Source organism: Streptomyces sp. NPDC005775, from assembly GCF_042871565.1.
Lineage (GTDB): Bacteria > Actinomycetota > Actinomycetes > Streptomycetales > Streptomycetaceae > Streptomyces.
Window position 1 is genome coordinate 1 of sequence record NZ_JBIAIU010000027.1, and the last position, 21,783, is coordinate 21,783.

Below are 21,783 nucleotides of genomic sequence, written 5' to 3' on the forward strand. Positions count from 1 at the left end.
CCCCGGAGGGGCACCGCCCCCACCCACCGGGCAGCGGCGCACCCCGCGGGGAACCCGCACAAAAGCCCGTCCGGCGATTGAGGACGGAACCCCGCGCCCGGGGGTCGGGCAACCGCCACCCCCACCTTGACCCCGTTGGGCCACTGCTCTAGCGTGGCGTTCATAAATATGGACGTCAATCAGAAACGTGCACGCCCCAGGGAGCGCCCGTGACCTCAGTCCCCCTTGCCGCCCGACTCACCGCTGTCGCCGGGCCGCTCTTCTTCCCCGTCACCGCCTACGGGCCGGACGGCTCCGTCGACCTCGACACCTTTCGCGCGCACGTGCGCAAGGGCATCGACGCCGGAGCGGCGGCCGTCTTCGCCTGCTGCGGCACGGGCGAGTTCCACGCCCTGACGCCGGAGGAGTTCCGTCTCGTCGTCGCCGCTGCCGTCGAGGAGACCGCCGGCGCGGTGCCCGTCGTGGCGGGCGCCGGATACGGCACCGCCCTGGCGGTCCAGTTCGCGAAGCTCGCCGAGGAGGCGGGCGCGGACGGGCTCCTCGCCATGCCGCCGTACCTGGTCGTCGCCGACCAGGAGGGGCTGCTGGCCCACTACGCGGCGCTGGCCTCGGCCACCGGTCTGGAGACGATCGTCTACCAGCGCGACAACGCCGTCTTCACCCCCGGGACCGTGGTCGCGCTGGCGCGGACGCCCGGCATCATCGGTCTCAAGGACGGCTACGGCGACCTGGATCTGATGCAGCGCATCGTCAGCGCCGTCCGTACCGAACTGCCCGGACAGGACTTCCTGTACTTCAACGGACTGCCCACCGCCGAGCTCACCGGCCTCGCCTACCGCGGCATCGGCGTCACGCTCTACTCGTCCGCCGTGTTCGCCTTCGCGCCCGACATCGCGCTGGCCTTCTACCGCGCGCTGGAAGCGGGCGACGACGCACGCGTCAACGCGCTGCTCGACCACTTCTACCGGCCGCTCGTCGAGCTGCGCGCCAAGGGCCGCGGCTATGCCGTCTCGCTGGTCAAGGCGGCCGTCCGCCTCCAGGGCCTGGACGTCGGCGAGGTGCGCAGCCCGCTCACCGAGCCGCCGGCCGCGCACGTCAAGGAGCTGACGGAGATCATCGCCGCCGGCCGTGCGCTGCTGGAGCGCGGGTGAAGACCTCGGCCTTCCTGTACCCCTGGGACGTCGTCGGGGACCCCGGCGCGGCCGCCCGCGTCGCGGATCTTGGCGTCCGGCAGGTGACGCTCGCCGCCGCCTACCACTCCACCCGGGCGCTGACCCCGCGCCACCCCGATCGCCGCATCGTGACCGCGGAGTACGCCGCGGTGCTCTACCCGCCGGACGCCGACCGGTGGGCGGGGCGGGTGCTGCGGCCGTACACGCAGTCCTGGGTGGACTCGGACGACGCCTACGCCGAGGCCGCGGAGGCCCTGGCCGGCGCCGGGCTGGAGGTGCACAGCTGGGTCGTGCTCGCGCACAGCTCCCGGCTGGGCGCGGAGCATCCGGAGACCTCCGTGGTCAACGCCTACGGGGACCGCTACCCGTGGGCCCCGTGCATCGCGCAGCCCGCGGTCCGCGCGTATCTGGTGGACCTGGCCGCCGAGGCGGCGGTGCGGGACGGGGCGCGTGGCACCGAGCTGGAGTCCTGCGGCTGGTACGGCTTCGCGCACCTGCACGCCCACGACAAGGTCGGGGGCGTCGGTCTCGGCGACGCGGCGCAGTACCTGATGTCGCTGTGCTTCTGCCCGGGCTGCCGGGCCGGATACGGCGACCAGGGGGTGGAGGCCGAGGAGTTGCGCCTCGCCGTACGAGCGGCGCTGGAGCCGGTGTGGGCCGGTGCTGGTACGCCGGAAGCGGGCTGGGGCGGCGTGGAGAAGCTGCTCGGGGCGGATCTCGCGACGGCCACCCTCCGGTGGCGCACCGGGGTGGCCCGCGGGATGCAGGAGTCGGTCGTCGCCGCGGTGCGAGCGGCCGCGGCCCCCGGCTTCCAGGTGCTGCTGCACGCCGACCCGGCGCCGTACCGCTGTGGGGCCAACGTGGGCGTCGACCCGGAGCACATCCTGTCCGTGGCTGACGGTGTGGTGCTGCCGTGCACCGGCCAGGACGCGGCGCGCGAGGCGGTGCTCGGGCCGTTCGCCGGACGCGCGGGCGTCCTCGCGGCGAACCTCACCGTGGTGCGGGGGATGGGGGGCAGTCCCGGCACCCTGGAGCGCGACGCCGCCCACGCGGCCTCGCTCGGCGCGAACCAACTCCGCCTGTATCACGCGGGCCTGGCCTCGGGGCCGGACCTCGAAGCGGTCACCGGGGCGCTCTCACGTCTCGGTCGCTGACACCCGCGGGCCGGCGGGGGCCTTCCCCCGCCGGCCCGTGAGCAGCCATGCGGCCGTCAGCAGGGCGACCGCGCCCACCAGTGGCAGCAGCACCTGTACGTCCACCAGTGCGACCAGCCCCGCGCCCAGCGCCAGCGCCACCGCGTTGGGCGCGAACATCAGCGTGCCCGCGGACGCGGACGTACGGCCCAGCAGGGCGTCCGGCGTCTCCCGCTGCACCGCCGTCATCGCGGCGATCAGCACGCACGGCAGGCCCGCCCCGATCAGCCCGCACGCCAGCAGTGCCATCGCGTCGTACGGCAGCGCCCGCAGGCCCACCGCCACGGCGAACACGGCGATGCCCGCCGCCGTGAAGACCCGCTCCGGCAGCCTTCGCAGCAGTGGTCCGGCCAGCAGCCCGATCGTGAGGGACCCGACGCCCTGCGCCGCCGAGAGCAGTCCGGCGTACGCGGGGGAGCGGTCGAGAACCCCGTCCACGACGGCGTACAGCGTCGCCCCGTTGAGCCCGGCGCACAGCATCGTGAGCGATCCGGCGAGCACCAGCGGCCGCAGCACCGGCGACCCCCACACCTGTCCCATCCCGGAGGAGCGGCCGGGTGCGCGGCCGTTGGCCGGCGCCCGCCCGCGCACTCGCAGCAGCCCGTAGATCCCGGCGGCCAGGGCGAACGAGGCCGCGTCGAGCAGGGCCACCGCGCCGCCGCCGAAGCGTGTGTACAGCGCCGCGCCGGTGAGCGGGGCCAGCAGCTTCATGCCCTCGTTCGCCATCATCCGCAGGCCGTTGAAGTCGCCCAGCAGGCGGGCGTCCACGGCCTGGGCGACCACGGCCGACTCGGCCGCGTCCATCACGACGTAGCCGGTCCCGTAGACCAGGAGCACCGCGAACAGGATCCAGACCCGCCCCGCCGAATCCACCGCGGTCAGCGTGGTCAGCAGCACGGCCATGAGGACGTTCGACCCGACCAGCAGAGGCTTCCTGGGCAGCCGGTCGGCCACCGCCCCGAGGAGCGGCCCGAAGAGCACCGGCAGCCAGACGGTGAAGAGCGCCAGCGCCGCCAGACTGTCCGAACCCGTCAGGGACTTGACCCAGATACCCGACGCCAGCGACATCGCGGAACTGCCGAAACCGGACACCACGACCGCCGCGAGGAACAGCCCGGCCGTCCGGTCCCGCAGTACCCGCCACGTCGCCGCCCCACCCATCAAACCTCCCTGACCTGCACGTCCGTTGAGCGATCAGGCTCTCCGGTAAGGCCGCCCGGGGGCATCGGGAAGATGCCGTAGGCCGTGCGGCGGGGCCGGGCGGGCCCCGGGATCGGTGTAGGGCACACGTCGTAGTCCGATGAAATTCTTCTGCCGGAAGCGTTGACGAAACATTCCTGGCGCCTCTAGCTTCATCGCGTCGTACTTCGTACGTCATATATGAGACGCGATACGCGAGATGCGAGAGCCCTTCACTCATGACCTTTGCGCCCACCCCGATTCCGTCCCGCACCCAGTACGTGCTGGAGGCGATCAAGCACGCGATCCTCACGGCGCAGCTGAGACCAGGGCAGGCGCTCGTCGAGACCGAACTCGCCGCACAGTTCGGGGTGTCCAAGACCCCCGTCCGTGAGGCGCTCAAGACGCTCGCCGGGACCGGCCTGGTCGTCATGAGCCAGTACAAGGGCGCCATCGTGCGGCTGGTCGACGCGACCATGGCCCGGGAGGTGTACGACGTGCGGCTGCTGCTCGAACCGGAGGCGCTGCGCCGCTCCATCACCCGCAGGGCCTCGCTGGACGAAGCCCAGGAGGCCCTGGAGCGCGCCGACTCGGCGGGCGACAAGGCCGACAGGTCGCTCGCCAACCGGGACTTCCACCGGGCGCTCTACCTGCCCTGCGGCAACCCCCTGCTGGCCCGGATGCTCGACGAGGTCCGCGACCAGGCGGCGCTCGTGTCGACGGTCGCGTGGTCGACGATCCCGTCGTGGGAGCGGGAGGCGGCCGAGCACCGGGAGATCCTGCGGCTCGCGCTCGCCGACGACGCGGAAGCGGCGGCCGGGGCTCTGCACGACCACATCGCGTCGTTCGTGCGCCGCGCCTTCCCCGACGACGTGGACGGGGGCGGCGCGGCGTGAACCAGCAGCACACCGACGAAAGGCCTGTCCGCATGGACCTCACACCGCTGAAGGCGGCCCTCGCAGATGTCGTGGCGATCCCGGTGACCCCGTTCGCCGGGGACGGCACCATCGACACGGCGGCGCACCGCGCCCTGCTGCGAAGGATGCTCGACGGCGGCGTGCGCATCCTCACCCCGAACGGCAACACCGGGGAGTTCTACGCGCTCACCCCCGAGGAGCGGCGCACCGTCACCGAGCTGACCATCGAGGAGGCCGGCGGCCGGGCCACGATCCTGGTCGGCGTCGGGCACGACGTGCCGACCGCCGTCGCCGCCGCCGAGCACGCCCGTGACGCCGGCGCCGAGATGGTGATGGTGCACCAGCCCGTCCACCCGTACGTCTCGCAGGACGGCTGGATCGACTACCACCGGGCCATCGCCGAGGCCGTCCCCGGCCTGGGCGTCGTCCCCTACATCCGCAACCCGCACCTCGACGGCGCGTGCCTGGCGGTCCTCGCCGACAGCTGCCCGAACGTCATCGGCGTCAAGTACGCCGTCCCGGACGCGGCGCGCTTCGCCGCCTTCGCCCGGGACGCGGGCCTGGACCGGTTCGTCTGGGTCGCGGGCCTCGCCGAGCTGTACGCCCCGGCCTACTTCTCCGCGGGCGCCACCGGCTTCACCTCCGGCCTCGTCAACATCGCCCCCGGCGTCTCGCTGGCCATGCTGGAGGCGCTGCGGGCCGGTGACCACCCGGCCGCCATGAAGGTCTGGGAGCAGATCCGCCGCTTCGAGGAGCTGCGCGCCGACCGGCAGTCCGCCAACAACGTGACCGTCGTCAAGGAGGCGCTCGCCTCGCTCGGCCTGTGCAGCCGTGACGTGCGCCCGCCCAGCCGGGTGCTGCCCGAGGCCCAGCGCGCCGAGGTCGCCGACCAGATCGCCAGGTGGTCCATATGACCGGCCGCATCACCCCCGAGGAGCTGCGCAGCCACCAGTGGTACGGCACCGACGGGCTGCGCTCCTTCAGCCACCGGGCCCGCACCCGCCAGCTGGGCTACCTCCCCGAGGAGCACCTCGGCAAGCCGGTCATCGCGATCCTGAACACCTGGTCCGACATCAACCCCTGCCACGTCCATCTGCGCGACCGTGCCCAGGCGGTCAAGCGCGGTGTCTGGCAGGCCGGCGGCTTCCCGCTCGAGTTCCCGGTCTCCACCCTCTCGGAGACGTTCCAGAAGCCGACCCCGATGCTCTACCGCAACATGCTGGCGATGGAGACGGAGGAGCTGCTGCGCTCCTACCCCGTCGACGGCGCGGTGCTGATGGGCGGCTGCGACAAGTCGACGCCCGCGCTGCTGATGGGCGCAGCCTCCGTCGACCTGCCGGCCGTCTTCGTGCCGGCCGGGCCGATGCTGCCGGGGCACTGGCGCAACGAGGTCCTCGGCTCCGGCACCGACATGTGGAAGTACTGGGACGACAAGCGGGCCGGACTCATCGGTGACTGCGAGATGGACGAACTGGAGAACGGGCTCGCCCGCTCGCCCGGCCACTGCATGACGATGGGCACCGCCTCCACCCTCACCGCCGCCGCCGAGGCGCTCGGCGTCACCGTCCCCGGCGCCTCCTCCATCCCGGCCGTCGACTCCGGCCACGACCGGATGGCCGCGCAGTCGGGTCTCCGGATCGTCGAACTGGTGTGGCAGCAGCGGAAGCTGTCGTCGATCCTCACCGCGGAGGCGTACGAGGACGCCGTCGCCACCGTCCTCGCGCTCGGCGGCTCCACCAACGCCGTCATCCACCTGATCGCCATGGCGGGCCGCTCCGGCATCAAGCTCACGCTGGACGACTTCGACCGCATCGCCCGCACCGTGCCCGTGCTGGCCAACCTGCGGCCCGGGGGGAAGTACCTCATGGAGGACTTCCACTTCGCCGGCGGACTGCCCGGGTTCCTCGCCCGGCTCACCGACGTACTGCACCTGGACCGGCCCACGGTCGCGCACGACACCCTGCGCGAACAGCTCGACGGCGCCCTCGTGCACAACAGCGACGTCATCCGCGAACGCGACAACCCCCTGGCCGAGGAGGGCGGCGTGGCGGTGCTGCGCGGCAACCTCTGCCCGGACGGGGCGGTCATCAAGCACATCGCCGCCGAGCCGCACCTGCTGCGCCACACCGGTCCCGCGGTCGTCTTCGACGACTACAAGGAGATGCAGCGCACCATCAACGACCCGGCCCTGGCCCTCACCCCGGAGCATGTGCTGGTGCTCCGCAACGCCGGACCCAAGGGCGGTCCCGGGATGCCCGAGTACGGCATGCTGCCGATCCCCGACTACCTGCTGAAGCAGGGCGTACGCGACATGGTGCGGATCTCCGACGCCCGGATGAGCGGCACCAGTTACGGCGCCTGTGTCCTGCACATCGCCCCCGAGTCGTACGTCGGCGGGCCCCTCGCGCTCGTGCGCACCGGCGATCCGATCACGCTGGACGTCGAGGCGCGCCTGCTCCATCTCGACGTCACCGAGGAGGAGTTGGCACGGCGCAGGGCCGAGTGGACGCCGCCGGCCACCCGGTACGAGCGCGGCTACGGGGCGCTGTACCACGACCAGATCACCCAGGCCGACACCGGCTGCGACTTCGCCTTCCTGGCCCGGCCGGGAGAAGTCCCCGACCCCTACGCCGGCTGAACGGCCCAGCGGAATTCGGGCGCACCGTCCCCGTTCGGCATATCGAACGACATGCGGCAAGCGCTTGCGCACTACATGCATCACCGCACCTCCCCGCACCACGGTGCACCCCGCACCCCCGTGCACCCGTACCACCGTGCATCCCGTACCTGAGAGAGAACGGAGACGTGTCATGGCCCAAGCCTCCGCTGTGGCCACACCGCCCAAGGTGCCCAGGCGCCGCTCCGCGAGCCCCCGCCGACTGCCGTATCTGCTGATCGCCCCCGCGGGGCTGCTGATGCTCGGCTTCATCGCCTACCCGGTGATCAGCGTCTTCTACTACAGCCTGCAGAACTACAACGTCACCAAGCCGTGGCGGAACGGCTTCGCGGGCTTCGACAACTTCACCCGGATCTTCACCGACGACGACCAGTTCTGGACGACGCTGGGCTTCAGCGCCCAGTGGGTGGTCGTCCAGGTCGCGCTCCAGCTCACCCTCGGGCTCGCGCTCGCCCTGATCGTCAACCAGAGCTTCATCGGCCGCGGGATCTCCCGCGCCATGGTCTTCTCGCCGTGGGCCGTCTCCGGCGTGCTGACCAGCACCATCTGGATCCTGCTCTACAACTCCTCGACCGGATTCAGCCGCTACCTCGCGGACGCCGGGATCGGCGACTACGGCACCTCGGTGCTCTCCGACACCGGCACCGTCTTCTGGGCCGCGACCGTCGCCGAACTCTGGCGCGGAGTCCCCTTCTTCGCCATCCTCATCCTCGCCGACCTCCAGTCCGTCTCCAAGGAGCTGTACGAGGCGGCGTCCGTGGACGGCGCCGGACGGCTGCGCCAGTTCTTCCACATCACCCTGCCCCACCTGAGGGACGCGATCATCCTGTCCACGCTGCTGCGCGGGGTCTGGGAGTTCAACAACGTCGACCTCCTCTACACCCTCACCGGCGGCGGACCGGCCGGCGAGACCACCACCCTGCCGCTCTACGTCGCCAACACCGGCATCGAGGGCCACGACTTCGGGTACGCCTCCGCGCTCACCACCGTCGCCTTCGTGATCCTCCTCTTCTGCTCGATCGTCTATCTGCGCCTGAGCAAATTCGGAGGCGACCACAAGTGACTGCCGCACTGGCCGAGAAGAACGGCACCGACGCCGCGCGACCGTCCGCTCCGGACAGCGGCCCCCCTTCCGCCCGCCGCCGGGCCAAGCCCGGCCGGGAACGCGCCTTCGACGACGTACCGCGCTGGCAGATCTACGTACCGCTGGGCATCTACCTCGTCTTCACCCTCATCCCGTTCTACTGGATGTTCCTGTTCGCCGTGCGCCCCGCGGGCTCCACCTCGCTGGTGCCCTGGCCGATGACCGGGGAGCACTTCTCCAAGGTCTGGAACGAGCGCAGCTTCGCCGTCTTCTTCCAGAACAGCATGATCGTCGGGGTCTGCACCCTGGTCTGCACGACGCTCGTCGCGCTGGCCGGCGGCTACGCCCTGGCCCGCTTCAACTTCAGGATCAAGAACGGCTTCATGCTGGCGCTGCTCTGCTCGCAGTTCATCCCGGGCGCGCTGATGCTCGTACCGCTCTTCGAGATCTTCAAGAACCTCCAGATGATCAACTCGCTGGGGAGCGTGGTCATCGCCGAGACGGTGTTCCAGCTGCCGCTCTCCATCATCCTGATCAGTGGATTCATCAAGAACGTGCCGGTCTCCCTGGAGGAGGCGGCGTGGGTGGACGGCTGCTCGCGCTTCCGGGCCTTCTGCGCGGTGGTGCTGCCGCTGTTGCGGCCGGGCCTCATCGCGGTCGGCTCCTTCGCCTTCGTGCACAGCTGGAACCACTTCCTGTTCGCCCTGATGTTCCTCAGCGAGCAGGACAAGCAGACGATCCCGGTCGGCCTGAACACCCTCATCGGCGCGGACAGCGTCGACCTGGGCGCGCTCGCCGCCGGCGGAGTGATCGCCGCGGTCCCCGTGGTGATCGTCTTCGCCTTCATCCAGAAGTGGCTCATCACCGGCTTCAGTGCCGGCGCAGTGAAGGGGTGACGGACATGCCGTCGATACCCAGCACACCCGTTCCCCTCGTTCTCGCGGGCGCCCGCGGCCACGGCCGCTGGCACCTCGCCAACATCCGCCGCCTCCAGCACCAGGGCCTCGTCCGGCTCGCCGGAGTCTGTGAACTGAATCCGCTCGACGACGGTGAACTGCGGGCGTTCGCCGGCGAACTCCCCGAGCAGTCGGCCGACTTCGGTGCGCTCCTGGACTCCACCGGGGCCCGCGCCGCCGTCATCTGCACCCCGATCCAGACCCACGCCGAACTGGCACTGACCGCCGCCGGACGAGGCGTCCACCTGCTGCTGGAGAAGCCGCCCGCCGCGACCCGGGCCGACTTCGCACGCATCCTGGCCGGGGTACGGCAGGCCGGTATCGCCTGCCAGGTGGGTTTCCAGTCCTTCGGCTCGCACGCCGTGCCCGCCATCCGCGAGCTCGTGCGCACCGGCGCCATCGGCACCGTCCAGGGCTACGGGGCCGCGGGCGCCTGGGTCCGGGACGAGGCCTACTACCGGCGCGCGCCCTGGGCCGGGCGGCGCCGGATCGGTGACACCGACGTCGTCGACGGGGTCCTGACCAACCCGCTCGCCCACGCCGTCGCCACGGCGCTCGAACTCGCCGACAGCGGAAGGGCGGAGGACATCGCCGCGGTCGAGACCGAGCTCTTCCGCGCCCACGACATCGAGGCCGACGACACCTCCTGCGTACGCATCACCACCACGGCAGGCATGCCGGTCACCGCCGCCGTCACCCTCTGCGCGGAAGAGGCGGGGGAACCCTACGTGATCGTCCACGGCGACCGCGGCCGGATCACCTTCTGGTACAAGCAGGACCGCGTCCTCGTCCAGCGCGCCGGACACGGCCCCGAGGAGGCGGTGCACGGACGGACCGACCTCCTGGAGAACCTCGTCGACCACCTGGTGCGGGACGCCGCCCTGCTCGTACCACCGCACCGCACCGGGGCGTTCATGGAGGTCGTCGAGGCCGTACGGACCGCCGCCGAGCCGCGCGCCCTGCCGGCCGACGCCTGGTACACCGTGCCCGCGACCGCCTCCGCGGCCCCCCGCCGGGTGGTGCGCGGGATCGACCACCTGGTCGCCGCGGGCGCCGACACCCTCACGCTCTTCTCCGAACTCGGCGCCCCCTGGGCGCTCCCCATGGAGGTGCGTTCACCGTGACGACCACCGCGACCCTGAGCTGCGCCGGCCGCCCGGTCGGCCGCTACACCTACCTCCCCGCCCCCGACGGCCGCCCCCACCTCCACCCGGTCACCACCCTCGCCGGCACCCCCGTCACCGAGGAGCGCCCGGCCGACCACATCCACCACCTGGGCACCTCCGTCGCCGTCCCGGACGTCGCCGGGCACAACTTCTGGGGCGGCCGCACCTTCGTACGGGGCCAGGGCCCCACCGTGCTCGACAACCACGGCGTCCAGCGCCACCTCGGCTGGAAGCTCCGCGACCCGGACGGATTCGTCGAGGAGCTCAGCTGGGAGGCCGGCGAGAGGGAGCTGCTGCGGGAGCACCGCACGGTCGCCACCGCCGAACTCTCCGCCACCGCCTGGGCGCTGGACTTCTCCTTCTCGCTCACCAACCGGGGCACCAAGGACCTGTCGATCGGCAGCCCCGCCACCAACGGGCGGCCCGGCGCCGGATACGGCGGCTTCTTCTGGCGGGCCCCCAAGGAGGCCTCGGCGCCCGACGTGTTCACCGGGTCCGCCGAGGGCGAGGAGGCGGTGCACGGGAAGGCCGCCGACTGGGTGGCCATGAGCGGCGACGGCTGGACCCTGGTCTTCGCCGGGGCGACCGAGGAGACCCGCCGGGATCCGTGGTTCGTGCGGACCACCGAGTACCCGGGCGTCGGCTCCTCCCTCGCCGCCGACCACCGGCTCCCCGTCCCCGCGGGCGCGACGATCGTGCGCCGGGTCGTCACCGTCATCGCGGACGGCCGGCTCGACCGGGACGCGGCCGCCGCCCACGTCCGCCGGGCGGTGACCGCGTGAGCGCCCCCGCGGAGCGCCCCTGGACCGCCGACCTCGGTGACGGCACCTACCGCAACCCGGTGCTGAACGCCGACTGGTCCGACCCCGACGTGGTGCGGGTCGGCGAGGACTTCTACCTCACGGCGTCCAGCTTCGGCCGGGTCCCCGGACTGCCGCTGCTGCACTCGCGCGACCTCGTCAACTGGACCCTCATCGGTCACGCCCTGGACCGGCTGGAGCCGGCCGCGGACTTCGCCGTGCCCCGCCACGACTGCGGGGTGTGGGCGCCGTCGCTGCGGCACCACGCCGGACGGTTCTGGATCTTCTGGGGCGACCCCGACCACGGCGTCCAGCAGATCAACGCCGAGGACATCCGCGGTCCGTGGAGCGCGCCCCACCTGGTCAAGGCGGGCAAGGGACTGATCGACGCCTGCCCGCTCTGGGACGAGGAGACCGGTGAGGCCTACCTCGTGCACGCCTGGGCGAAGTCGCGCTCCGGCATCAAGAACCGGCTCACCGGCCACCGGATGAGCCCCGACGGACGGGAGCTGCTCGACGAGGGCAAGACCCTGATCGACGCCGACACGATCCCCGGCTGGTTCACCCTGGAGGGCCCCAAGCTCTACCGGCGGGACGGCGAGTTCTGGATCCTCGCCCCGGCCGGCGGGGTGAGTACCGGCTGGCAGGGCGCCTTCCGCTCCCGGGACTTCTTCGGGCCCTACGAGGAACGCGTCGTCCTCTCCCAGGGCCGTACCGAGGTCAACGGCCCGCACCAGGGCGGCTGGGTCACGACCCCGGCCGGCGAGGACTGGTTCCTGCACTTCCAGGAACGCGGGGCGTACGGGCGGGTGGTCCACCTCCAGCCGATGCGCTGGGACGAGGCGGACGGCGGCTGGCCGGTCATCGGCGACGGGGGCGAGCCCGTCCGCGTACACGCCAAACCGGTCGCGCCCGAGCAGTCCGCGGCGGCGCCGGCCAGCGGCGACAGCTTCCCGGGCGGCCGCTACGGCAGACAGTGGCAGTGGACCGCCAACCCCCGCCCCGGCTGGACCGTCGAGCACGGCGGGGACGGGCTGCGGCTCAGCTGCGTACGGACCGCGTACGCGCACGATCTGCGGGCGCTGCCCAACGTGCTGGTCCAGCGGCTGCCCGCCGAGACGTTCACCGTCGAGGCGGAAATCGCCCTCGGCAGCGAGGTGGCGGGGGCCAAGGCCGGTCTCGCGGTGCTCGGGGACGCGTTCAGCTGGATCGGTCTGGAGCGGCCGGCGGACGGGACGGACGGGATACGGCTCGTGCACCGGTACGCCGAGACGGTCGCCGAGCACGAACGCGACGCCGAACGCGGCAGGGCGGCCCCCGGCGGCACGGCCCGGCTGCGGATCGAGGTCACCCCCGGCGCCCGCTGCCGCTTCTTCGCCGACACCGGGGACGGGGCCGGGTTCCGGCCCTCGGGCCAGGTCTTCGCCGCCACCCCGTGGCGCTGGGTCGGCGCCCTGCTCGGCCTGTTCGCCACCGCACCGCCCGGAACGGGGCCGGCCGGGACGGCTTGCTTCACCGGATTCCGCACCACCCCCTGACCCGTACCGGACGGGCCGTCGCCAGGACGACGGCCGGCCGGCACCGGACCACCGAACCCCCCACTCATGCGCACGGACCGAGAGAACCGAGAGAGAAGAGCCGATCATGAACATCTCGAAGACGCAGCGGGGGCGTGCCACGGCCGCTGTCTCCCTTGTCGCGGTGCTCGCGCTGGCCGCGACCGCCTGCGGTGACGACGGCAGCGGCAGCGGCACCGAAGGCAGCGGCAAGGGCGAGATCACCTTCTGGGACAACAACGGTGGTCCACGCACCGCCATCTGGACCGAGATCATCAAGGACTTCGAGAAGAAGTACCCGGACATCAAGGTCAAGTACGTCCCGATCCCGATCGCCGACGTGCAGTCCAAGTACGACACGGCCATCGCGGGCGGCGGACTGCCGGACGTCGGCGGCGTCGGCACCGCCTACCTCGCCAACATGGTCTCGCAGGAGGCCCTCGACCCGCTGAACGACCGGATCAAGGAATCCTCCCTGAACGGCAAGCTCGTCGAGAGCATGGTCGCCGGAGTCAAGACCGCGGGCGGCCGGGGCGACGACATGTACTCCGTACCGACCTCCGCCAACAACGGCGCTCTCTGGTACCGCACCGACCTGTTCAAGTCCGCGAACCTCGAAGCGCCCACCACCTGGGCCAACTTCTACAAGGCGGCCGAGAAGCTCACCGACTCCAAGGACAACAAGTTCGGATACACCATCCGCGGCGGCGCCGGCTCCATCGCCCAGGCGATCGACGCCGCGTACGGCCAGTCCGGCATCACCGAGTTCTGGAGCGGCGACAAGACGACGCTCAACGACCCGAAGAACGTCGCCGCGGTGGAGAAGTACGTGGCGCTGTACAAGAAGGCCACGCCCGCCGCCGACGTCAACAACGACTTCACCAAGATGGTCGCCCAGTTCGACACCGGCACCATCGGCATGCTGAGCCACAACCTCGGCTCCTACCAGGACCACCTGAAGGCCCTGGGCGAGGAGAAGTTCGCCGGCATACCGAACCCGATCGGTGACGGCGGCACCCGGGTCCAGGTCTCCAACCCGGTCGACGGGCTCGGCCTGTTCCGGTCGAGCAAGAACAAGACGGCGGCCTGGAAGTTCATCGAGTTCGCCGCCTCGCACGAGTCGAACAGCAAGTGGAACGAGTCCGCGGGCGCCATCCCGGCCAACACCGAGGCCGCCAAGGACCCGTGGATCAGCGCCACCGAGTCGACCGAGCTCGCCGCGAAGGCCCTCACCGACGGCTCCACGAAGATCGTGCAGCTGCCGTACTACCTGCCGGACTGGAACAACATCAGCAAGGCGGACAACGAGCCGGAGTTCCAGAAGCTCCTGCTCGGCAAGGTCACGGCCAAGGGCTTCCTGGACAAGATGGCGGACGAGCTGAACAAGGCGCAGAAGGAGTGGAAGGAGATCGGCAACGGCTGATCCTGCCCGATCCACACGAAGGCTCCCCAGGCCGACACCCCGGTGACCGGGGACCGGCGGCGGCTCGGGTCGCGTCCCGCCGCCGGTCCCCTCCGCCCCTGCACTTCTCCTCCTGTACTCCGTACCGCCGTACGTCCCCCGTACGCACCGCTACGCATCCATGAGAGAGGCAGATCCACCGTGTCACTCACCCGCAGGCAGACCGCGGCCGCCCTCGCCGCGCTGCCCCTGGCGCTCGCCACCGGCACCGCCGCGGCGGCGCACGACCGCCCGCGCCCCCGCACCCTGCACATCGCCGGGGACTCGACGGCGGCGCAGAAGTACGCCGACGCGGCACCCGAGACCGGCTGGGGCATGGCCCTGCCCTTCTTCCTCGGCCGCACCCTGAGGGTCGCCAACCACGCCATGAACGGCCGCAGTTCGAAGAGCTTCATCGACGAGGGCCGGCTCGCCGCCCTGCTGGAGGAGGTCCGCGGGGGCGACCTCGTGCTGATCCAGTTCGGGCACAACGACGAGAAGACCGACGACCCGGCCCGCGGCACCGACCCGTACACCACCTACCAGGACTGCCTGCGCCAGTACGTGCACGGGGCACGGTCCCGCCGGGCGCGGCCGGTCCTGCTCACGCCGGTGGAGCGCCGCCGCTTCGCCGCCGACGGCACGGCGAAACCCACGCACGGCGACTACCCCGCCGCGATGCGCGCGCTGGCGGCCGAGGAGCGCGTACCCCTTCTCGACCTCCAGGCGCTCACGCTCGCGCGCTGGCAGGAACTCGGCCCCGACGGCACGCTCGGGTACTTCAACTGGCTGGAGCCGGGCGAGTCGCCCAACTACCCCGACGGGCGGGCGGACAACACGCACTTCCAGCCCCGCGGCGCCGTCGAGGTCGCGCGGCTCGTCGCCCGGGCCCTCGTGGCCGGGCGGGTGCTCGCCCCGCGCGACGTAAGGCGCACCGATTCCGCGATCCCGCTCGAATGGATCACCTGGCCGCAGGCCTGACCCCCGGCCGCCCCACCCGTTCCTCCTCTTCTCACCTCACCTCACCACCGAAGGATCCGCCATGCCCGCACGCATCTGTCATGCCCGCGCCATTGCCTTGGTGATGGGCTGCGCCTCACTGGCGCTCGCCGTGTCCGTCCCCGCCCAGGCGACCGGGCACCCGGGCGGAGCCGGCCACCACCAGGGCATCGACCGCGCCGTCCTCGCCAAGGGCGACGGCTGGGCCGCCGCCGAGGGCTCCACCACCGGCGGCGCCGCCGCCACCCCCGACCACATCTACACCGTGAGCAACCGGGCCGAACTCATCGCCGCCTTCGAGGACGCGGGCGACGCGCCGAAGATCATCAAGATCGACGGCACGGTCCACGGGAACTCCGACGTCGCGGGCACCCCGATCGACTGCGAGGCGTACCAGACCGACGGCTACACGCTGGACAAGTACCTCGCCGCCTACGACCCGGCCACCTGGGGCCGTACCGAGGTCCCGTCCGGCCCGCTGGAGGACGCCCGGCTCGCCTCGGCCAAGCTGCAGAAGGCCGCGGTGAACGTCTACGTCCCGTCCAACACCACGCTGGTGGGCGTCGGCAAGGACGCGACGGTCATCGGGGCCAGTCTCCAGATCCAGAACGTCTCCAACGTCATCGTCCGCAACATCTCGTTCGAGGACACCTACGACTGCTTCCCCCAGTGGGACCCGACGGACGGCGACACCGGCCACTGGAACTCCGAGTACGACAACCTCGTCGTCTACGGCTCCGACCACGTCTGGGTCGACCACAACACGTTCAGCGACGGGGACCGCCCCGACGCCGGCCAGCCGCGTTACTTCGACGAGCTGTACCAGCAGCACGACGGGCTGTTCGACATCGTCAAGGGCGCCGACCTCGTCACCGTCTCGTACAACGTCCTCAAGGACCACGACAAGACGATGCTCATCGGCAACAGCGACGGGGCCGGCGCGACCGACGCCGGCAAGCTCCGCGTCACCCTGCACCACAATCTCTTCAAGGACGTGAACGAGCGCGCACCCCGCGTCCGCTTCGGACAGGTCGACTCGTACAACAACCACTTCGTCGCCACCAGGGGCAGCGTCTACGGCTACACGTACGGCATCGGCGCGAAGTCCCAGCTCGTCGCCGAGCACAACGCGTTCAGCCTCGGCGCCGGGTTCGACCAGGCGAAGATCCTCAAGAAGTGGTCCGAGTCCTCGCTCACCGCCGCGGACAACTACGTCAACGGCCGCCGGACCGACCTCATCGCCGTCCACAACGCGGGCGTCCCCGCGGAGCAGCTCACCGCCGGCGCCGGCTGGACGCCGACCCTGCGCACCAGGGTCGACCACCCGCTGCTCGTGCCGCTGATCGTCGGCCTCACGGCCGGCGCCGGCCGGATTCCCGGCGCCTGACCACCGGCCGCCCCCGTACGGGCGGGTCTCCCCGCCGGTGCCTTCCCGGCACCGGCGGGGGTCCCGCCCGGCCCGTCGCGCCCCCGCGTACGTAAGGAAGTACCGCCATGCCCAGCAGACGCAGCGCCCTGACCCTGCTCGCCGGCGGCAGCGCCGCCCTCGTTCTCGGCGCGGCCCCCACCGCGCACGCCCACGGCCGGCGCCGCCCCTTCGGCCGCTACGGCTCACCGTCCCGGCGCCTCGACGCCGCGACGCTGTACGTCGACGCACACGGCAGGGGCGACCACACCACCGTCCAGGCCGCCGTGGACGCCGCGACCGGCACCGGCCGCACCCTGGTGATCGCCCCCGGCACCTACCGCGAGACGGTCGACATCCCGGCCGACCGGACCGGCCTCACCCTCATCGGCGCGAGCGGCGACCCGCACGACACCGTCATCGTGTATGCCAACGCCAACGGCACCCCCCGGCCCGACGGTTCGGGGACGTACGGCACCAGCGGATCGGCGACCGTCACCGCCCGGCCCGCCGGTCTCACCGCACACGCCCTGACCTTCGCCAACGACTGGCTCCGCGCCGACCACCCCGAGTACACCGGCACCCAGGCCGTCGCCATCAAGGTGCAGGGCGACCGTTCGGCCTTCTACGGCTGCCGCTTCCTGGGGCACCAGGACACCCTGTACGCCGACTCCCTCGCCCTCACCGCCTTCGCCCGCCAGTACTACCGCGACTGCTACGTCGAAGGAGACGTCGACTTCGTCTTCGGCCGCGCCACCGCCGTCCTCGACCGCTGCCACTTCCGCACCCTGACCCGCACCGACCTGGCGGCGGAGCCGTACGGATTCGTCTTCGCACCCAGTACCGCCGGAGCCAACCCGCACGGCTACCTCGTGCTGCGCTCCCGCGTCACCAGTACCGCGCCGGACGGGTACTTCAAGCTGGCCCGCCCCTGGGTGCCCTCCTCCGACCTCACCGCCCACCCGATGCTGACCGTCCGCGACAGCCACCTCGGCGCCGGCATCGACACCGACGAGCCCTACGGGACCATGGCCGCGGGCTTCCCCTGGCAGGAGCAGCGGTTCGCCGAGTACCGCAACACGGGCCCCGGCGCGCGCGTCACCGTGCCCGCCAACCGGCCCCGGCTGACGGCGTCCCAGGCACGCCTGCACACCCCGGCCGCCTGGCTCGGCGACTGGCGTCCCTACGTGTGAGGAGGCGCCACCGCATGACGGGAGCCCCGCCGGACCGGTCCGGCGGGGCTCCCCGCACCTTGGCTCAGTTGTAGCTGATGTCCGAGCTGCTGTACTTGCAGTACGTGCCGTCCGGCCCGCTGCCGGTCTCCTTCGGCTCGTCACCGTCGTCGTTGCCCGTGTAGCGGACGCACGGCTTGATCTTCTTGCCGCTGTCGCCGTGGATCCGGACCGACTTCAGCGTCGCGGTGTCGCCGTAGTTGGTGTTGATCCCGACCAGGGCCTTGCCGGGCGCCGTCACATCGATGTCGCTGACCGCGATCGTGCGCTTGTACTGCTTGGAGCAGTTGCCGCAGGAGCGCACGAGCTTGCCGAAGTCCGAGACCTGGAACCCGCTGACGGTCAGCGTGCCCGCGCCGTTGAACTGGAAGACCTTGTCGTCGGCCTTCCTGGCGCCGCCACCGGTCACCTTGTACGTGGCGCCCGACGAGGTGCCCTTGAAGGACGCCGCGTCCTCGCCGACGTCCTCCCACCACACGTTCTGGATCGTGCAACTGCCCTTGCAGTGGATGCCGTCGGCGGCCGGCGAGCCCACGACGACGTTCTTCAGGACCGCCCCGTCGGCCAGTTCGAAGATCGGGTCCTGGCCCTCGTCCTGGCCGCCGTCCCCCAGGTCCCCGCTTCCGTAGAAGCGCTTCAGCTTGCCGTCGTACGTCCCCGAGACCTTGATGGTCGCCGAGACGGCCTGCGAACCCGACGGCGTCGGCCACGCGGCGGCCGCCGCGGCGGCGGGGGCCGCTCCGGCCGACTGGACCAGCAGTCCGGTGGTGAGCGCGGCGCCGGTGAGGGTGAGTGCCGTGGCCGAAGCGGCGATCATGCGGCGGCGGCCGGAGCGCCGTGCGTGGCTGCCCCGCGGTGCGACTCGATTCTTCATGTCGGTGTCCCGTTCCTCGGTGGTGGGGGGGAGTGTTGCGCTCCTTGGTCGCCACCGAAGGGGGCAGGGGTTGCCGGGTGCCGCCGTCTTCTTTGCGGCCGGCCGGCCGGCAGGTCAGTGGTCCGGGCCGAAGGAGGCGCCCACCGAGGACCGTTCCCCCGTGGTGCCGACCGCGTGGGCGGTGAGGTAGTCGCCCGTCGCGTCCCGGGCGCCCTCCGCGTGGTTGTACTGCCCGGCGAACGTGTGGGTACCGGGGGGCACGGTCCTGCCCGCCCGCAGCGCCCACCGGTAGACGAGATGGCCGCCGTCCTCCGTCACCGACACGGTGAAGTCCTTCGCGGGCAACGAGCGCCAGGACCCGGTGCTCGTCACTCCGCCGGTGAGGGCGATCCGCAGCTCCACGGTGAGCGAGGACAGCGGCTCGGTCGTCCGCAGCGTCACATTGCTCTGCGCCCAGTACGCGTTGGAGTGCGGGTCCACGACCCCGTCCGTCCACAGTGGCCCGTCCTCGGTGCGCAGCGGGCCGAGGGCCGCGGGCGGCGTCACGGACGGGGCGGGAGGGGGCGCGGCCACGCGTGTCCCCTGCGCCCCGTCCTCGCCGGCGGAGGTGACGGCGACCGCGCCGAACGCCAGCACCCCGCAGACCGCGGCTGTCGCACCCGCGACCCGCAGCCATGGCGCCGGGGCACGCCGCGGGCGCACCACCCGGGCCGGCGGACGGCCCCCGGCCATGCCGCGCTCCACCCGGGCCAGCATCCGCTCCCGGTCGGGGCGGTGTGCCTCGGCGGCCTCCCGCAGCCGCACGGACAGCTCCTCGTCCTTCACCGGTCTCCTCCGCTGGGCCGCGCCACGACGGCCGCCTGTACCCGCGCGGCGGCGGATGTCTCCGGTCCCAGCATCCGCTGCAGTTCCGCGACGGCACGCGAGGTCTGGCTCTTCACCGTACCCACCGAGATCCCGAGCACCAGTGAGGTGTCCCGCTCCGAGAGGTCGAAGGCGTGCCGCAGCACCACGCAGGCGCGCTTACGGAACGGCAGCCTGCGCAGCGCCCCTTGTACGTCGACCACCGCCGGCACGTCCGGATCGTCGACCGCGTCCGCGCCGCCGCGCGGCGCCCAGAACAGCGCGATCCTGCGCCGCTCACGCACCGCGCCACGGATCCGGGTCCTCGCCATGTTGGCGACGACGCCGCGCGCGTACGCCACCGGATGGTCGGCGTCCCTCACCCGGTCCCAGCGGTGCCAGAGCGCCAGCAGGGCGTCGGCCGCCAGATCGTCCGCGGCGTCGGCCTCACCGGTCAGCAGATGGGCCAGCCGAGCGAGTTCGGCGTAATGGGCCTCGAAGAACTCGTGGAACTCGGCGGCAGCGGTATCCGCGCGATCGATGGATGTGCCCACAGCTACCTCGTCCCTGCGCTCGAACCCGGTGTTCGCGTGGCCGGGTTGTGTACGTTCCCAGTCGCCGCCCACCGTGGGTGGCGGGGCGAGAGCGTACCAGCGCCTGACGGAAGCGCTTCGACGTGGGTACGTAACAAAGGGAAGCAGCCCGGTACACGGCGAACGTCCCGGCGCCCCTGATGCGGGATGCCGGGACGTCGCCGTCGGCCGTCTGCCGACTACCGCTGGAGCGCGGCCTTCATCATCTTCCGGGCGATCGGGGCCGCGAGTCCGTTGCCGCTGACCTCCGACGCCGCCGAACCCGAGTCCTCCACGATCACGGCGACGGCGACCTCCTGGCCATTGGAGTCGTCCTTCGCGTACGAGGTGAACCACGCGTACGGGGTGTTGCTGTTGTCCACGCCGTTCTCCGCGGTGCCCGTCTTGCCGCCCACCTCGGCCCCGTCGATGCGGGCGTTGGTGCCGGTGCCCTCCTCCACGACGGTCACCATCGCGCTGCGCAGCTGCTCGGCCGTGGACGAGGACACGATCCGCTTCGTGTCACCGTCCTCGAAGTCCTCCAGCGTGCCGCCCTTCGCGTCCGTCACCTCGGAGACCATGTGCGGTGCGGCCAGCTCGCCGTCGTTGGCGAGGGCCGCGGAGACCATCGCCATCTGGAGCGGTGTCGCGGTGACCTCGAACTGGCCGATGCCGCTGAGCGCCGTCTGCGCCTTGTCCATCGTGGACGGGTAGACACTCTTCGAGGCCCGGACCGGCACGTCGAGCTTCTCGGTGTTGAAGCCGAACTTCTCCGCCATCGCCCGCACCTTGTCCTGGCCGAGGTCGGCGGCGACCTTGCCGAAGACGTTGTTGCAGGAGTACTGGAGCGCCACGCGCAGCGTCGCGTTCTCGCAGGGCGCGGTGGCGCTCTCGTTCTTCAGGACGGTGCTGGTTCCGGGCAGCGTGTACGGGACGGGGCTCTTCGTGGGCTCGTCGACCGAGTCGTACAGCCCGTTCTCCAGCGCGGCCGACGCCACCACCAGCTTGAACGTCGAGCCCGGCGCCAGTGGCTGCCTCATCGCGCGGTTGACCAGCGGCTTGTCCGGGTCGTCGAGCAGCTTCTGCCAGGTGTCGCCGTCCGTCGTCCCGCTGATGTCGGAGGGGTCGTAGGACGGGGAGGAGACCATTCCCAGGATTTGGCCGCTCCTCGGGTCGATCGCGACGGCCGCGCCCTTGTCGTCGCCGAGCGCTTCGGACGCCGCCTTCTGCACCTGCGGGTCGATCGTCGTCACCACATCACCGGGCGCGCTCCGCTTGCCGGTCAGCGCGTCCAGCGGATTCTGGAGACGGGTGTCGGTGCCGTCCAGCACCTCGTCGTAGATCCCTTCGAGCTGGGTGGAGCCGCAGGCCTGCGAGCTGTAGCCCGTGACGGCCGCGTAGAGATCCCCGTCCTCGTAGGTGCGCTTGTACGCGAGGTCGCCGCCCTCCGTCCTCTTCGATCCGGTGACCGGGGAGCCGGCCACGATGATGTTCCCGAGCGGCTGCGCGTACTGCGCGATGGTGTTCCGCCGGTTGTGGTCGTCGTCTGCGAGCGCCCGGGCCTGGTACGCCTGCACCCAGGTCGCCCGGCCCAGCAGGGCGAGGACCAGCAGCAGGCAGAAGACCGAGGCGCGCCTGATCGTCTTGTTCATCCCGCTGGAGGGACGAGCGGGAGACCGCACCGTGTTCCCGTCTGTGCCGCTTCTCACCCATTCCT

Annotated in this window: 19 protein-coding genes; 14 read left to right on the forward strand and 5 right to left on the reverse strand. The window is 71.7% G+C overall.

Annotated features, from left to right (window positions below):
- Positions 1 to 209: 209 nt before the first annotated feature.
- Both ACFYPA_RS36360 and ACFYPA_RS36365 read left to right on the forward strand, forming a co-directional pair.
- The gene (locus tag ACFYPA_RS36360) at positions 210 to 1,151 is read left to right on the forward strand and encodes a 5-dehydro-4-deoxyglucarate dehydratase (RefSeq protein WP_359085025.1); all 942 of its coding nucleotides are present in this window, start codon (positions 210 to 212) and stop codon (positions 1,149 to 1,151) included.
- On the forward strand, positions 1,148 to 2,326 hold the full coding sequence (locus ACFYPA_RS36365) for a hypothetical protein (RefSeq protein ID WP_359314827.1): 1,179 nt from the start codon (positions 1,148 to 1,150) through the stop codon (positions 2,324 to 2,326). Before ACFYPA_RS36360 ends, ACFYPA_RS36365 begins: the two co-directional genes overlap by 4 nt.
- Here ACFYPA_RS36365 and ACFYPA_RS36370 read toward each other — a convergent pair.
- Complete coding sequence (locus ACFYPA_RS36370; protein ID WP_359314830.1) at positions 2,309 to 3,526, reverse strand: MFS transporter; 1,218 nt, start codon at positions 3,524 to 3,526, stop codon at positions 2,309 to 2,311. The genes ACFYPA_RS36365 and ACFYPA_RS36370 overlap by 18 nt on opposite strands.
- Before the next feature lie 257 nt (positions 3,527 to 3,783).
- On the opposite strand from ACFYPA_RS36370, the gene ACFYPA_RS36375 reads away from it, so the two are divergent.
- The 12 genes from ACFYPA_RS36375 (at position 3,784) to ACFYPA_RS36430 (ending at position 17,738) form a co-directional block, all read left to right on the forward strand.
- Positions 3,784 to 4,440 (forward strand): GntR family transcriptional regulator, encoded by a 657-nt coding sequence (locus tag ACFYPA_RS36375; protein ID WP_359314833.1) that lies wholly within the window; start codon positions 3,784 to 3,786, stop codon positions 4,438 to 4,440.
- A 32-nt stretch (positions 4,441 to 4,472) separates the two neighbouring features.
- The gene (locus ACFYPA_RS36380; RefSeq protein WP_359085021.1) at positions 4,473 to 5,375 is read left to right on the forward strand and encodes a dihydrodipicolinate synthase family protein; all 903 of its coding nucleotides are present in this window, start codon (positions 4,473 to 4,475) and stop codon (positions 5,373 to 5,375) included.
- Entirely contained in the window at positions 5,372 to 7,099 is a 1,728-nt protein-coding gene (gene araD, locus ACFYPA_RS36385) for an L-arabinonate dehydratase (RefSeq protein ID WP_359085020.1), read from the forward strand. The genes ACFYPA_RS36380 and araD overlap by 4 nt, the downstream gene beginning before the upstream one ends.
- Before the next feature lie 172 nt (positions 7,100 to 7,271).
- Positions 7,272 to 8,201 (forward strand): sugar ABC transporter permease, encoded by a 930-nt coding sequence (locus ACFYPA_RS36390; RefSeq protein WP_359314836.1) that lies wholly within the window; start codon positions 7,272 to 7,274, stop codon positions 8,199 to 8,201.
- A complete protein-coding gene (locus ACFYPA_RS36395) occupies positions 8,198 to 9,118 on the forward strand; it encodes a carbohydrate ABC transporter permease (RefSeq protein WP_359085016.1) in 921 nt (306 codons plus the stop codon). Before ACFYPA_RS36390 ends, ACFYPA_RS36395 begins: the two co-directional genes overlap by 4 nt.
- Positions 9,119 to 9,123: 5 nt before the next feature.
- Complete coding sequence (locus tag ACFYPA_RS36400; protein WP_359314839.1) at positions 9,124 to 10,302, forward strand: Gfo/Idh/MocA family oxidoreductase; 1,179 nt, start codon at positions 9,124 to 9,126, stop codon at positions 10,300 to 10,302.
- The gene (locus ACFYPA_RS36405; protein WP_359314842.1) at positions 10,299 to 11,126 is read left to right on the forward strand and encodes a PmoA family protein; all 828 of its coding nucleotides are present in this window, start codon (positions 10,299 to 10,301) and stop codon (positions 11,124 to 11,126) included. The genes ACFYPA_RS36400 and ACFYPA_RS36405 overlap by 4 nt, the downstream gene beginning before the upstream one ends.
- Entirely contained in the window at positions 11,123 to 12,682 is a 1,560-nt protein-coding gene (locus ACFYPA_RS36410; protein WP_389136867.1) for a family 43 glycosylhydrolase, read from the forward strand. The genes ACFYPA_RS36405 and ACFYPA_RS36410 overlap by 4 nt, the downstream gene beginning before the upstream one ends.
- Before the next feature lie 106 nt (positions 12,683 to 12,788).
- Complete coding sequence (locus tag ACFYPA_RS36415; protein WP_359085009.1) at positions 12,789 to 14,123, forward strand: sugar ABC transporter substrate-binding protein; 1,335 nt, start codon at positions 12,789 to 12,791, stop codon at positions 14,121 to 14,123.
- 180 nt (positions 14,124 to 14,303) lie between these two features.
- Positions 14,304 to 15,122: a rhamnogalacturonan acetylesterase gene (locus tag ACFYPA_RS36420; RefSeq protein WP_359085007.1), complete on the forward strand. Its 819-nt coding sequence runs from the start codon at positions 14,304 to 14,306 to the stop codon at positions 15,120 to 15,122.
- A gap of 61 nt (positions 15,123 to 15,183) precedes the next feature.
- Positions 15,184 to 16,527, forward strand: a complete 1,344-nt coding sequence (locus ACFYPA_RS36425) for a polysaccharide lyase family 1 protein (protein ID WP_389136871.1) — start codon at positions 15,184 to 15,186, stop codon at positions 16,525 to 16,527.
- A gap of 107 nt (positions 16,528 to 16,634) precedes the next feature.
- On the forward strand, positions 16,635 to 17,738 hold the full coding sequence (locus ACFYPA_RS36430; RefSeq protein WP_359085004.1) for a pectinesterase family protein: 1,104 nt from the start codon (positions 16,635 to 16,637) through the stop codon (positions 17,736 to 17,738).
- A gap of 64 nt (positions 17,739 to 17,802) precedes the next feature.
- Here ACFYPA_RS36430 and ACFYPA_RS36435 read toward each other — a convergent pair whose 3' ends face one another.
- The 4 genes from ACFYPA_RS36435 to ACFYPA_RS36450 all read right to left on the reverse strand — a co-directional run bounded on the left by ACFYPA_RS36435 (position 17,803) and on the right by ACFYPA_RS36450 (position 21,718).
- Complete coding sequence (locus ACFYPA_RS36435; RefSeq protein WP_359353438.1) at positions 17,803 to 18,651, reverse strand: pectate lyase; 849 nt, start codon at positions 18,649 to 18,651, stop codon at positions 17,803 to 17,805.
- Between the two features lie 114 nt (positions 18,652 to 18,765).
- Positions 18,766 to 19,476 (reverse strand): hypothetical protein, encoded by a 711-nt coding sequence (locus tag ACFYPA_RS36440; RefSeq protein ID WP_359085002.1) that lies wholly within the window; start codon positions 19,474 to 19,476, stop codon positions 18,766 to 18,768.
- Positions 19,473 to 20,048, reverse strand: coding sequence for a SigE family RNA polymerase sigma factor (locus tag ACFYPA_RS36445; RefSeq protein WP_359314863.1), 576 nt, complete (start codon positions 20,046 to 20,048; stop codon positions 19,473 to 19,475). The genes ACFYPA_RS36440 and ACFYPA_RS36445 overlap by 4 nt, the downstream gene beginning before the upstream one ends.
- 218 nt (positions 20,049 to 20,266) lie before the next feature.
- Positions 20,267 to 21,718 carry a peptidoglycan D,D-transpeptidase FtsI family protein gene (locus ACFYPA_RS36450; RefSeq protein ID WP_389136876.1) on the reverse strand — a complete coding sequence of 484 codons (1,452 nt, stop codon included), beginning with the start codon at positions 21,716 to 21,718 and terminating at the stop codon, positions 20,267 to 20,269.
- Between the last annotated feature and the right edge of the window lie 65 nt (positions 21,719 to 21,783).